General features: G+C 63.1%; 9 protein-coding genes and 1 pseudogene. 4 read left to right on the plus strand and 6 right to left on the minus strand.

Features of this window, described 5'->3' with window-relative positions:
* A pseudogene (locus tag ABD837_RS03365) lies at positions 1–1,573 on the minus strand (hypothetical protein); the annotation flags it as partial.
* Between the two features lie 208 nt (positions 1,574–1,781).
* Here ABD837_RS03365 and ABD837_RS03370 point away from each other — a divergent pair.
* On the plus strand, positions 1,782–1,967 hold the full coding sequence (locus tag ABD837_RS03370) for a hypothetical protein (protein WP_345050264.1): 186 nt from the start codon (positions 1,782–1,784) through the stop codon (positions 1,965–1,967).
* Complete coding sequence (locus tag ABD837_RS03375; protein ID WP_345050267.1) at positions 1,925–2,497, plus strand: helix-turn-helix transcriptional regulator; 573 nt, start codon at positions 1,925–1,927, stop codon at positions 2,495–2,497. The genes ABD837_RS03370 and ABD837_RS03375 overlap by 43 nt, the downstream gene beginning before the upstream one ends.
* 16 nt (positions 2,498–2,513) lie before the next feature.
* Here ABD837_RS03375 and ABD837_RS03380 read toward each other — a convergent pair whose 3' ends face one another.
* The 5 genes from ABD837_RS03380 to ABD837_RS03400 all read right to left on the minus strand — a co-directional run bounded on the left by ABD837_RS03380 (position 2,514) and on the right by ABD837_RS03400 (position 9,441).
* Positions 2,514–2,678: a hypothetical protein gene (locus ABD837_RS03380; RefSeq protein WP_345050268.1), complete on the minus strand. Its 165-nt coding sequence runs from the start codon at positions 2,676–2,678 to the stop codon at positions 2,514–2,516.
* 139 nt (positions 2,679–2,817) lie between these two features.
* Positions 2,818–3,570 carry a hypothetical protein gene (locus ABD837_RS03385; RefSeq protein WP_345050270.1) on the minus strand — a complete coding sequence of 251 codons (753 nt, stop codon included), beginning with the start codon at positions 3,568–3,570 and terminating at the stop codon, positions 2,818–2,820.
* Positions 3,571–3,758: 188 nt separating this feature from the next.
* The gene (locus ABD837_RS03390; protein WP_345050272.1) at positions 3,759–4,394 is read right to left on the minus strand and encodes a GNAT family N-acetyltransferase; all 636 of its coding nucleotides are present in this window, start codon (positions 4,392–4,394) and stop codon (positions 3,759–3,761) included.
* 64 nt (positions 4,395–4,458) lie between these two features.
* A complete protein-coding gene (locus tag ABD837_RS03395; RefSeq protein WP_345050275.1) occupies positions 4,459–4,911 on the minus strand; it encodes a hypothetical protein in 453 nt (150 codons plus the stop codon).
* A gap of 387 nt (positions 4,912–5,298) precedes the next feature.
* Complete coding sequence (locus ABD837_RS03400) at positions 5,299–9,441, minus strand: two-component regulator propeller domain-containing protein (protein ID WP_345050277.1); 4,143 nt, start codon at positions 9,439–9,441, stop codon at positions 5,299–5,301.
* Positions 9,442–9,650: 209 nt separating this feature from the next.
* On the opposite strand from ABD837_RS03400, the gene clpX reads away from it, so the two are divergent.
* Together clpX and ABD837_RS03410 are read left to right on the plus strand one after the other, a co-directional pair.
* Positions 9,651–10,874 carry an ATP-dependent Clp protease ATP-binding subunit ClpX gene (gene clpX / locus ABD837_RS03405; RefSeq protein ID WP_345050280.1) on the plus strand — a complete coding sequence of 408 codons (1,224 nt, stop codon included), beginning with the start codon at positions 9,651–9,653 and terminating at the stop codon, positions 10,872–10,874.
* A gap of 80 nt (positions 10,875–10,954) precedes the next feature.
* On the plus strand, positions 10,955–11,368 hold the full coding sequence (locus ABD837_RS03410; RefSeq protein ID WP_345050283.1) for a hypothetical protein: 414 nt from the start codon (positions 10,955–10,957) through the stop codon (positions 11,366–11,368).
* Positions 11,369–11,429: the final 61 nt, after the last annotated feature.

The raw sequence follows: 11,429 nt of genomic DNA on the forward strand, positions 1-11,429 counted from the left end.
AGACGACGCCCAAAACTGGTTTCACCACTGCGGCTATCATGTACAATGACTGCGAATCTGCTCTAGCGTCGCCGGTGGTGTTGCTGATGCCCGCGAAGGCGCCAATGAATTGGTTCACCTGGCCGCTGGTGTTGCCGGCGCCGGCGCGGTATCCTTCGAAATGGTTGTAGCCGCTACCGGCGCCGGTGTTGCTCAGGCCGGCCTGGTAGCCCACAAAGTGGTTGTAGTTGGCTTGGGTGTTGGCCGCCCCGGCTTGGTAGCCAGAGAAGTAGTTTTGCTGGCCCGTGGTATTCGCTGCCCCTGCGCTGTAGCCCTCAAAATGGTTGCTGACGCCGGTCGTATTCTGATAACCACTTCGGTATCCTACAAAATGGTTGTAGTCGGCGGCGTTGTTGTAGCCCGCCTGCCGGCCCAGAAACAAGTTTCCGACGCCGCTGGCGGCAAGCCGCCCCGCGTCGGAGCCCAGGAAGGTATTGTTGCCGGTGGTGGCTGAAAAGCCGGCCCCATCACCCACAAAGGTGTTTTCGCTGGCCGTGGTATTGGCGCGACCCGCCTGGTGGCCGGCGAAGGTGTTGAACTGGCCGGTGGTATTGCCCAGGCCCGCGCTGTGCCCCAGGAAGGTGTTGAAGGACGCTGTGTTGCGGTAGCCCGCCCGGTAGCCTAAAAAGGTACTGGCCGCGCCCGTTGCGTTGGACCGCCCGGCCTGAAACCCGCCAAAGGTATTGTCCGAGCCGACGGTGGTGTTAGTGCCGGCCTCGTAGCCCTCGAAAGTGTTGTGCTTGCCCGTAGTGTTTTTGGCCCCGGCTGCGTAGCCCACGAAGTGCAGGCTGTCCAGCGCCGTGACGTCGTGGCCGGCACTGAAGCCGATGAACAGGTTGTTGTTGCCCGTTTTATTCTGTAGGCCGCTGGCGAAACCACTGAACTGGTTGTTGTTGCCTGTGGTGGTATAGAGGCCGCTCTGAAAACCTTCGTACTGATTGAGGCTGCCGGTAGTAGTACCCGCCCCCGCCTGGAAGCCCACATACTGGTCGAGCAAGGCGCCATTCGCCCCAATGTGTTTGCCGGCCTGGTAGCCAACGAGCACGTTTTTAGCCGCATTGGGGTCGCCCAGCCACAGGGCGCCGTCTACGTGCAGGCGGGCCTGCTCCTGGCCATTGATGCCGAAGCGAATAGGCTTGTTGTCCTTCGTGCCCAAGTAGTTGGCCGTCGAATCGGTGGCGGCGTTGCCGGTCAGGTTCCAGCCCGCCCCGGCCGGGGCCGTGCCGGTGTTGAGGCGGGTCCAGTTGGGCGCAACGCTGGTGCCGGCGTTGTAATAAAAGCCGGTGCCGCCCGCTAGGGCCGCATTGGTGTTGAACACCAGCAGGCCAGTAGCCGGCGAGGCAATGGTGGTGCCGTCGGTGAGCGCGGCCAGCGAAACCTGCGGCGAGAGCAGGCCCTTGTTCGCAGCCCGGATTTCGAGGGCGGCCGAGGCATCGGGCGTGGCCGTGCCGATGCCTACCTGGGCACTGGCCTGGTAGCCCACCAATAAGCAGGTAGCCGATACCAGCGCAAGCGTGCGTAAGTGAGTTGTCATGAAGAATACGGTGAATGAGTGACCCGCCTCGGGACGGTAGCGTTGGGAGATTATTATTTAAAATTCATTATTTACTTATTTAATTTATTCTATTTAAAAAAGCATGTTCATGGGGTAGCCCACTGGTTTTTGGGGGCCGTTAATTCGATAAAAATCAACGTAAAGCCTTGCCCTTAAGCACGCCTGCCAGCTTAGAGATGCGCTCGCTGTGCTCGATGCCCAGCCCGACCCGGCCACGCTTTTCGACCAGCGGGCCGCCGCGTTGCTCGGCTTACTCGGGGCCGAAACCATCTACTTCGCCCACTTCGAGGCCCAGGGCACCGTGCGGTTTCTGGGGACTGGCCGCAGCATTTGTTCGGTGCTGACAAGCTGGACGAAGCCTCGCCGCTCGTGACGCAGCACCCGCTGTTCGAAGAATTATTGGTGCGCCAGAACGCGCTGCCGCTGCGCACCAGCGACTTTGCGGCGTTGCCTCAATTCCTCCGAACCGATTTGTGTCAAATTCCCGACCGCCTATGCGCCCTTACGCACCACTTGGTGCTGGCGGCGCGAGTGCCCGGCTGGGGCATGGTGTCGTGTGCTATTTTTCGCAGCCGCCACGCTTTTACCGAGGGCGAACGCACGCTGCTAGCCTTTGTGCGCCCCCACGTAGAAGGCTTATTGCGCTGCACTGGCTTAGCTGGGGCCACTGGCGTATCGGCCGGGGCGGCCCCAGCCGATACGCAGATACCCGATTATTTTGGTTTGACCCGGTGCGAAGCCGACATCTTGTTTCATTTGGCCCAAGGCCGCGCCGACAAAGAAATCGGCCGGTTGTGCTGCATTAGCCCGCGCACGGTGCAAAACCATTTGCGGAACATTTACGCCAAGTTGGGGGTGGACAACCGCACGGCAGCCAGCCGACGGGCCATCGCCGCTTTCTAATAAACGACGTGAGCCGTTAGGCACTCACTACTGCAAGCCGTAGCCGCACGGGCGGCGCCGTGGGCCCCAAAGGCAAGGGCCGGGGGGCTGGGGTGGTGGTGAAAGACCAGCCGGCTCCCCAGGCCGACGTGACGGTAGATGACAAAAAAACGAGTTCCAGGTGCTGAGATTGTGGTTCCATAGCAAATGCAGAAAGAGTGGTGAATGGTAGCGGTGTGGACCCTGCCCGGGATGGGTAGGCACGGCCGTAGTGTGTGTAGGAAGCTGGCAAGCGCATCATCGGTGCACCATGCTACACCTGCCAGCTTTCCCGCACGCGTTTAGAATTTCACGGCCAGGCCGGCTTTGAGGTAGGTTTGGTCGTAACCCAGTTCGGCAAAGGCCCCGATGCTAGGCGTGAAGTAATAGCGCCCACCCACGAACAGGTTTAAGGAAGCCTCGTTGTAGCTGCCATCGATTCCGGCTGCGTTATAGAAGGAGCTCGAAGGCCCGGAGAAAGAAGTACCCAGGTGACGCATACCCAGGCTTAACCCCCCATAGGCATCTAAATTGGGCAGTACCGGATAGTGGAAAGCACCGCGCAGGGTCACCACAAGGTCGGTGTACTTCCACTTGTCGCCGCCGCCCATGTCGTAGCTGGCTCCCTGGTACCCCACAAAAGCGCCCACGCCCAACACGCCGGGGCCCAGCGGCAGAATGCCCCGCTCGTACGATATACTCAGGGCCGGCGATACCGATGAGTTACCACCCAATAGCCCCGAGCCATAGCCGTAGCGGTTGCCCAGCCCAATGCCTATGTTCACCACGCTGGTGCCCACATCGAAGGGGATGTCGCCGGAAGATGAAGCGACCTGCGCAGCCGGAGCCGGCGCCGGAGTTGGTGCCGGCGCGGGGGCCGGGGCAGTTGCCTTGGGTGTGGCCGCTACTGCCGGTTTAGCGGCGGGTTTAGCAGCAGGCTTGGTGGTGGTGCGTACCGCCGGTTTGGGGGCGGGCTTACGGGTTTGGGCGGTGGCAACAGTAGGCACTGCAGCCACAGTGGCCGAAGCCAGCATAATAGAGAAGAAGGTGCGCATGGTGTTTTACAGAAAAAGGTGAGTTAAGAACAGACACGCAAAAATATAAAGAAGCTATGATACAATTGCGGAGCACGCACTAATTAACTCATTTATACTCTTAAAAAACTCACTAGAATGGTAGTCAGCCAAAAGAACATTGCCATTGTTTATTATTGAAAAACTCTGTCAATCAACTGCTTATGCACCTAGCAGAAGTCTGCGCGAAGCAGGCCCCAGGTGGTAGGTGCGCCGCCCTCCGGCCCGCTCGGGCACTGCCCTGCCAGCCGAAAGCCCAGGCGCTGGAAAAACGGCAGTTGCTCGGCTCCTTGCGTATCGAGGTAGCAAGGCACAGCCGCCGTAGCCTGCATGGCGGCCAGGGTGGCCTGTAGCAGGCGGCGGCCCCGCCCCTGCCCGCGCGCAGCGGGGTGCACGGCCAGTGCCAGCAGGTAATGGTGTCCGCCCGGGTCCACGGTTTGCTCACGGAGCCAGGCCATGGCGCGCAAATGGTGACGCAGCCGCGACAAGCCGGCCCAACCCAGCCGCCACAGGGCGGCCGGCAGCACGCCCGCCCGCAGCAGGGGCCAGCGAGCCGCCCCCAGGTGGTCGGAACTTAGCCAAATGGCCAGGGCCAGACCGTCGGCGTCGGCATATACCCGGCCGTGGCGCAGGCCGAAGCGCAGCAACAGCTGCAGCAGCCACGCGCCCTGGGCCGGCGCCGTGGGCCCGGCGCAGCAATGGCGCAGCACCGGATGCTCAAAACTAGCGGCCAGCAGCAGGGCCGTGGCCCAGGCCAGGTCGGCAGGTTCGAGGCGGCGAACGGGTGGAGTGGTAGCCGGGCGCATAAGGAGTGAAGAAAGAATAAGCGGGTATCGAAAAGCAGCGGCGGTGAATAACCCAATGGCGGCGCTAGCGCCAGAAGCCGGGGCGGCTGCCCGCCGATTCGAGCTGGCGCAGGCGCTGCTCGAACGCCACCGTGGCAGCCTCGGCCCGGTTGGCCCGGCGGATGGCCGCATCGGCTTGGGTTTGCAGGGCATCGAGCCGCGCCTGCTGGCCCTGAATGGTTTCGAGCAGTACCAGTAATAGCTGCGACTTACTTGCGGCCACCGCCGCCGTGGTGCCCGACGGGCCTGCAGCCACCGGCGCTTCTACTTCCTCCTTAACAATGGTGGCCAGGGCCGGAAGCAGCCAGGGCTCCTCCTGCGGAAGCTGGCTGGAATGCGAGGCGGCTGCAGCAGCCGTTACAGCAGCTATGGGTAGGCGAGCGGAAGTGCCCACGACGGACGGGCCAGCCTGGGCTCTGGCTTGCAGGCCCAATGCGAGCCCGCCCATCAGCAGAAAAAAGGAAGAAAAGCGTATCATAGGAATAAGCGGAAAACCAGGGTGAGAAACCATCTGGAGGCCGGGGCCGCATCCGACGGCCAAAGCGGCGAGCAACTAATTGTGGCGGCGTGCTGCAGTTGCAAACAGGGTTTTGCGGAGGTAGCGAGCACCGGCTGCAAACGGGTTGTTTGACTTGTCCAAAGCAAGCACCTCCCCTGCCGCAACGCCGTTCGCCGGTGTTGCAAATGCATTGGCACCCGTTCCAGAGCATGCGCATTTGTTGCACATGCATGCTTTTTTGTGCCATCTTCTAAAAAACCTTCCATCGCATCCATAAAAAACCCGGTAAACCACTTGATTTACCGGGCTCTGAATATTGCATTTTGCCTGGCCCAACAACTATCAGCCAACGCCTGCCGCGGCCAGTTATGGCAGCGGTTGCGCAGCTGTTTCCGATGGCCCCGGGGCCGGCCGCTGCTGAAACGCCACACTGGGCGGGTAGCCGAACTGCCGCGAGAAAGCCGTAGAGAAAGCGGCCGGGCTGCCGAAGCCTACCTGATAAGCTACCTCGGCCACAGTGCCCACCTGCGCCCGCAGCAACGCCCGCGCCCGGTGCAGACGCGTGTTCCGGATGTGCTCGCCCGGCGACTGCCCGGTGAGGGCCTTTAGCTTGCGGTGCACCTGCGTGCGGCTCATGCCAATGGCCGAGCCCAGTTCGTCGACGCCAAAGGCCTCATCGCCCAGGTGCCCCAGCACGGCTTCCTCAATGCGGCGCAGAAACTCCTGGTCGAGCGAGGGCAGCCCGGCCACGGCGGCAGCGTGCGCCGCCTGTGGGTCGGGCGGCATAGCGGAGGGCACGGTGTGCTTCTCCGGGGCGGGCACAGCTGCTTCGTTCGCAACCGGGAGCAGGGTTTCGCCGGTCTCGGGCGGCTCGTGGGTTTGCAGCAGGTGCGCGTGCAGGCGCTGGCGCAGGGCCAGCAGGTTGCGCACCTGGGCGCGCAGCTCGCGCGGGTTGAAGGGCTTGGCCAGTAAGGCATCGGCGCCGGTTTCGAGGCCTTCGAGCTTGGTTTCGGCGCCCGAGCGCGCCGTGAGCAGCACCACCGGCACGTGGCTGGTAGCGGGGTCGGCTTTGAGCCGGGTGCACACTTCATGGCCTGTCAAGCCGGGCATCATCACGTCGCTCACCACCAAATCGGGCACTTCGGCCAGAGCCATGGCCACACCGGCCAGCCCATCGGTGGCGAGCAGCAGGCGGTAGCCAGCCGGGGCCAGGGTGGTCCGAATGAACTCCCGAACGTCGTCGTTGTCCTCGATTATCAGCACCACGTCGGCCTCCGGGGCTTCTGCGCGGGCATCGGTCACGGGCGCAGGACCGACGGGCACCAGCGCACTCCCGGCCAGCGCGTACCGGGCCAGCGAAGCCGCCGGGTCGGGGTCTGCGGCAGCCAGCTCCGCCGATATGGGCCGCAGGCCCTGGGGCAGCCGCACCGTGAAGGTGGAGCCCACGCCCGGCTGGCTGGCCACGCTCACGGTGCCGCCGTGCAAGGCTACCAGCTCGCGCACCAGCGCTAGGCCAATGCCCGTACCGGTGCGCTGAGCTGCCCCAGCCGCGCTGTTGGCCTGGTAGAACCGGTCGAACAGGTGCGGTAACTCTTCGGCAGCGATGCCGGCGCCGGTGTCGCGCACCGTCAGCACCACGCTGCCGGCCGGGGCATCGGCGCCGGGCGGCGCTTCTACCACACTCACGGTTACAAAGCCCCCGGCAGGGGTAAATCGCAGCGCGTTGGCAATGAGGTTGGTCAGGACCTCATCGAGCTTGCCAGCATCGAACACCAGCGGGATGGGGGCGGCAGGCACGGTGCAGCGCAGCAGAATGCGGCGGCTATCGGCCAGCGAAGCAAATGCGGCCACCACCTGGCGGGCGGCGGCCCCGGCATCGCCGGCGGTGGGCAACAGGCGTAGCGCACCGGCTTCGAGCTTGCTCAAATCGAGCAGTTGGTTGATGAGGGCCAGCAGCTTGCGGGCGTTGCGCAGCATCAGGCCGCCCTGCTGGCGCACAACGGGGTCGGTGGCCTCAGTCGCCAGTTCCTCGGCTGGCCCCATAATAAGGGTGAGCGGGGTGCGCAGCTCGTGGCTGACGTTGGTGAAGAAGTCGGTTTTTACGCGGTCCAGCTCCTGCAGGTGAGTCAGGGCCTGCTGCTCGAGGCGGCGCTCGGCCCGGTCGCGCTCGCGGGTACGGGTATAGGCTCGCACCCCATAAATGACCAACCCGAAGCTGCCCAGGTACAGCGCATAGGCCCACCACGTGCGCCACCACGGCGGCCGGATGGTGAGCGCAAACTCGGCCGGGCGGGCACTCCACACGCCGTCTTCGTTGGCCGCGCGCACTTCAAAGGTGTAGCTGCCGGGTTCTAAGTTGGTGTAAGTAGCCGAGGTGGCCGTGAGCGGGCCGGCCCACTCTTCCTCAAAACCGCGCAGGCGGTATTCGTAGCGCACCTTGTCGGGCCGCGTGAGGCTGGTGCCCACGTAGTCGAAGGTGAGGTGGTTGAGCCTAGCCGGCAAGCGCAGCCCCGGGGCCCCGGCGGTATCGCGCAGAAACAGCCGCAGGCCGGTGAGGTGCACCAGCGGCGGCATCCGGTTGGGGCGCGCACGGGCCGGGTCGTAATGCATTACGCCGCCCACGGTGCCCACCCACAGCTGGCCGGCGCGGCCCAGGCGCACGGCGTTCTGGTTGGCCTCCTGGCCCAGAAAGCCTTCGGCCACCCCATAGCTGCGGGTCTGGCCCTGGCGCGGGTCAAAGTAATCGAGCCCGCGGTTGGTGCCTACCCACACGCCGCCCGTGCTGTCGCACTGCACAAAGTAGGGGTTGCTCGATTTCAGCCCCACTTCGGGCCCGAAGGCCTGAAACCGGCCGGTGGCCGGCGCATAGCGCAGCACCCCACGCCCAATGGTACCCAGCCACAGCTGTCCGGCCGCATCTTCCGAAATCGAGCCCACGCTCAGGCCCGCCGGCTGCCCCGCCACCCGTTGGAAGGTGTCGTGCGCCACGTCGGCCCGAACCAGGCCCTGGTCGTCGCTGGCCAGCCAGATATTGCCGGCCCGGTCGCCAAACACCTGCCAGAACACATTCGAGGGCAAGCCATTATCCTTAGTATAAAGCTGAAATCTATTGGTGGCAGGGTCGAACACCGCCACGCCCTTACCCGAGGTAGCCAGCCACAGCCGGCCGCGCCCGTCCTCGGCCATGCTCACGACGTGCTGCCCGGCCAGGCCAGGCGTTTGGTTGAAGTAGGTCCACTGCCCGGTGGCCGGGGCGTAGCGGGCAGCCCCGTTCTCGGTGCCCACCCACTGGTTGCCGTGGCGGTCGCGGTAAAGACATCGCACGTAGCGGCTGTCCGCATCAGGTGGCAGTGGCAGGCGGCGGCTGGAGGCCCCGCTGCCGTCGGCTGGCTGGGTCGTGAGTTCCACCAGCCCGGCGCGGGTGCCTACCCAGGTGCGGCCACCCTTCAGCGGCAACACGGCCTGCACCTCGTCATCGGGCAAGCCGTCGGCCTTGGTGTATTGCAGAAATCGCTCGTCGGCGGGGTGCACGGCCAGGCCCTGGTCGTGCACGAACCAGATGTTGCCCTCCCGGTCTTCGAGCAAGTCGTTGTTTTCCTCGCTGTCGATGGCGCTGCGGCTGGCTCGGCAGCGAAACCGCCGGGCTCCGGCCGACAGCTGGCTGAGGCCGGCGGCGGTAGTCGTCCATACGTTGCCGGCGTGGTCCTGCACCACGCGCAGGGTTGGCACCGCGCACAGGCCCTCGGCTGCGCCGTAGCGCCGGGCGCGCCAGAGGCTGGCCGACGTGCCACGCCCGCTCAGGCGCACCAGTCCGCGGGCAGTAGCCACCCACACCAACGTGTCGCTGACTACCTGCACGTGGGTGGTACGCTCCTGCCCTACTTCCACTGGCAGGCCGGGCACGGGACGGCCGGCGGCATCGAGCAGCACCAGCCCGGCGCCGGTCGCTACCCACGTTCGGTGGCCCGGCCCGGCAGCCGAGGCTACGTAGAATACTGCCGCCGAGGGAAGCCCTTGCCCCAGGCCGAAGTGAGCTACGGCGGTATCGGTGGGGCTGCAGTTTAGGCGAAAAAGGCCATTGGCTTCGGTACCGACCCAAATAGTGCGGGCACTAGCCGGCCACACGCACTGCACCGCAGGCGGTACGCCCAGCCCGCGCGGGCGGCAGCGGCACACCTGCCCATCGGGCCGCACTACCGACACGCCGCCGTAGTTGTGGCCCAGCCACAGCGCGCCGTCGGAAGTAGCGGCTAGGGCCTTCACGTGGTTGTCGGGCAAGCCCTGGGCGGTGGTGAGGGTGCGGAACTGGTGGCCGTCGAACCCGCACACGCCGCCCTGGGTGCCGGCCCAGAGGCGGCCCTGCGCATCCTGGCAGATGGCGTACACCATGGTCTGGGGCAGGCCGTTGGCGAGGGTATAGTCGCGCAGGGCCAGCGTTTGGGCGGCGGAGATGAGCGGCGAAAGCAACCCCACAAGCCCCAGCAGTGTCTTAAGGAAAGGTCGGACCATAGCAAACCGGCTGTTGGCAGTCAACTGATTTTCTGCCAAGGTCTTTGGAAATACGTGCCGCGGGCAAACGACTTCGCAATATAGAGGTCCTGCAGTATGCGAACCTTCGCGAAGGCACCTTTTTTCTGGCGGCCGACGTTGGGCATGTCGTATCTTTGAGCCCGCTTGTCCAAAAGACAGGCTTCCCACCCCCTTCTATTCCCTTTTCCGTGGCCGAAATATCCTGTTCCTTTTGCAATAAGAGCAAGCGCGAAGTCGCCGTCATGATTTCGGGTATCAACGCCCACATCTGCGAGCAGTGCGTGGGCCAGGCCCAGCACATCCTCAACGAAGAGGCCAAGGCCCAGGAAGCCAGCAAGCAGCCTAAGTTTAACCTCATCAAACCCAAGGCCATCAAGGAGCACCTCGACCAGTACGTGGTGGGCCAGGACGAGGCCAAGCGTGTGATGGCCGTGGCGGTGTACAACCACTACAAGCGCCTGATGCAAAAGCCTCAGGAAGACGAAGTGCAGATTGAGAAGTCCAACATCATCATGGTGGGCGAAACCGGTACTGGCAAAACCTTCCTGGCGCGTATGCTGGCCAAAATCCTGCAGGTGCCCTTCTGCATCGCCGATGCGACCGTGCTGACGGAGGCCGGCTACGTGGGCGAAGATGTGGAAAGCATCCTCACCCGCCTGCTACAGGCCGCTGATTACAACCTCGAATCGGCTGAGCGCGGCATCGTGTACATCGACGAAATCGACAAGATTGCCCGCAAGAGCGACAACCCTAGCATCACGCGCGACGTGAGCGGCGAGGGCGTGCAGCAGGCGTTGCTGAAGCTCTTGGAAGGCACCAACATCAACGTGCCGCCCCAAGGCGGCCGCAAGCACCCCGAGCAGAAGATGATTTCGGTGAACACTGAGAACATTCTCTTCATCTGCGGCGGCGCGTTCTCGGGCCTCGACCGCATCATCAAGAGCCGCCTGAACACCAAGCCCATGGGCTTCGCCAAGACGAACCTCGATGAGCAGGTGGACACGCAGAACTTCCTGCGCTACGTGTCGGCCCAGGACATCAAGAGCTTCGGCCTGATTCCCGAGCTGATTGGCCGCCTACCGGTGCTCACCCATCTCAACCCCCTCGACCGCAGCACGCTGCGCCTGATTCTGACCGAGCCCAAGAACTCGCTCGTGCGCCAGTACAAGCGCTTGTTCGGCATGGAAAACATCGAGCTCAGCTTCACAGAGGATGCCCTGGAGTACATCGTGGAGAAAGCCGATGAGTACCGCCTCGGTGCCCGTGGCCTGCGCTCCATCTGCGAGAGCATCATGACCGACGCCATGTTCGAAATGCCCTCGGAAGCCGATTCGGACGCGCTGCAGATTAACCTGAGCTACTGCCGTAGCAAGTTCGAAAAGTCGCCGTTGCGCCACATGCGGGCGGCGTAGAGTTTCGCCAGGCAATTGTTTGTGGTGGGAAGTTCGGTTTGGGCCGGGCTTCCCATTTTTGTTGCGTTATTTTGAGCAGTATGGGATTCTTTTCGTTCTTGTTTCGCAAGCCGGTGGTTTTGGAAGACGAATTTTTTGGTCGACTCACTCAGGAACCATGTGACTTCAGCGTCTCCCGTAAGTGTTGGTTCGCAGAGGCAGTCCCATTTGCTCCAACAGGAACCCTAATAGAGTGCATGATTGATGCGGAGAATGCCAATATGCTGTTAGCACAACGCGCTTTTTTTCAACGTTTTGAGAAATTGTACGTGGAAGTGCTGCTTAAAATCAGCTTGATGGTTGAATCTGATTTTCGATTGAAGGACATTGCATCTCCAATAATAGATTTTGAATCAACGCACCGCTTAGCGGGCCTAACCATTCCGCAACAGGCCAGCGGCCCCGTAGAATGGGAGCTTTGGTTTGAGCAAATAGATACTAGTAATTGGGGCTAAGTAGGTCGGATGAATTAGTTTTCACTAAAGGGGGAGAATTGAATGCGGAGTTGTTTGCCGA

Source organism: Hymenobacter glaciei, assembly GCF_039539585.1.
Taxonomy (GTDB): Bacteria; Bacteroidota; Bacteroidia; order Cytophagales; family Hymenobacteraceae; genus Hymenobacter; species Hymenobacter glaciei.

Coding starts and splice junctions, on each gene's coding strand:
- ABD837_RS03380 (WP_345050268.1), bottom strand. CDS start 2,678: ATGGAACCACAATCTCAGCACCTGGAACTCGTTTTTTTGTCATCTACC.
- ABD837_RS03385 (WP_345050270.1), bottom strand. CDS start 3,570: ATGCGCACCTTCTTCTCTATTATGCTGGCTTCGGCCACTGTGGCTGCA.
- ABD837_RS03390 (WP_345050272.1), bottom strand. CDS start 4,394: ATGCGCCCGGCTACCACTCCACCCGTTCGCCGCCTCGAACCTGCCGAC.
- ABD837_RS03395 (WP_345050275.1), bottom strand. CDS start 4,911: ATGATACGCTTTTCTTCCTTTTTTCTGCTGATGGGCGGGCTCGCATTG.
- ABD837_RS03410 (WP_345050283.1), top strand. CDS start 10,955: ATGGGATTCTTTTCGTTCTTGTTTCGCAAGCCGGTGGTTTTGGAAGAC.
- ABD837_RS03400 (WP_345050277.1), bottom strand. CDS start 9,441: ATGGTCCGACCTTTCCTTAAGACACTGCTGGGGCTTGTGGGGTTGCTT.